General features: G+C 66.3%; 1 protein-coding gene. It reads left to right on the top strand.

Features of this window, described 5'->3' with window-relative positions:
- Positions 1-71: 71 nt before the first annotated feature.
- A protein-coding gene (locus HCC78_RS32640) for an IS3 family transposase (RefSeq protein ID WP_172332833.1) occupies positions 72-1,198 on the top strand; the annotation gives its coding sequence in 2 pieces (ribosomal slippage) (positions 72-336 and positions 336-1,198; 1,128 coding nt in all).
- Positions 1,199-1,215 lie beyond the last annotated feature (17 nt).

Genomic DNA, 1,215 nt, shown 5'->3' on the forward strand with positions numbered 1-1,215 from the left:
AGCCCCTTTGAAGTGGTCCACCCACGATGCGTGAAGTCCGGTTGGATTTCGGTGGACAGGAAGACTGCGGAATGGCCGGAAAGCGTGAGAAGCCGGAAGACATTGTCACCAAACTGCGCCAGGTCGAGGTGCTGCATGGCCAGGGCCTGTCGATGGCCGATGCGGTGCGCCAGATCGGGATATCGCCGCACACGTTGTATCGGTGGCGGAAGCAGCATGGCGGGATGAACCGGGCACAGTTGTCGCGGCTCATGGATCTCGAGAAGGAGAACCTGAGGCTGCGGCGGGCGGTGTCCGACCTGACGCTCGGGAAGCTGATCCTGACCGAGGCGGCTCAGGGCAACTTCCAAGCCCTTCGCGCCGCCGCAAGTGCGTGGAGCATGTGCGCCAGACACTCGGCATCTCCGAGCGCCGCGCTTGCCGTGTGCTCGGCCGACATCGCTCCACGCAGCGCAAGCCGCCCCAGGGCCGGGAAGATGAGGCGCGGCTGACCGCCGACGTCATCGAGCTGGCCCGGGAGCATGGCCGCTGCGGCTGCCGCCGGGCCGCCGCGCTGCTGCGCCGGGCGGGCTGGCAGGTCAACCACGAGCGGGTGGCGCGCATTTGGCGGCGCGAAGGGCTCAAGGTCCCACACAAGCAGAAGAAACGCGGCCGGCTCTGGCTGAACGACGGCTCCTGCGTGCGGCTGAAGCCCGGGCAGCCCAACCACGTCCGGTCCTGCGGCTTCGTGCAGGACCGGACCAGTGATGGCCGCGCCTGCCGGACGCTCAGCATCCTCGACGGGCATGCGCGGGAGGCGCTGATGATCCGTGTCGGCAGGCGACTGAACTCCACCGATGTCGTGGACGCGCTGACGGACCTCTTCATCCAGCGCGGCCCGCCACGGTTCATCCGGTCCGACAGCGGCCCCGAGTTCACCGCGCAGAAGGTCCGCGACTGGATCGAGCTGGTGGGGTCAAAGACCGCCTGCATCGAGCCGGGGTCACCTTGGGAGAACGGCCATTGCGAGAGCTTCAATGCGCGCTTCCGGGATGAGCTGCTAAATGGCGAGGTCTTCTGCTCGTTGAGGGAGGCGCAAATCCTCATCGAAAGATGGCGAAAACACTGCAACATGGACCGGCCGCATAGTGCCCTCGGATATCGGGCGCCCGCGCCCGAGGTCTTCATTCCAGTAGATCGAAGGCCGACCATGCATTAGCATTTGACCCGGACCAC

The organism is Mangrovicoccus sp. HB161399 (genome assembly GCF_013184745.1).
Lineage (GTDB): Bacteria > Pseudomonadota > Alphaproteobacteria > Rhodobacterales > Rhodobacteraceae > Mangrovicoccus.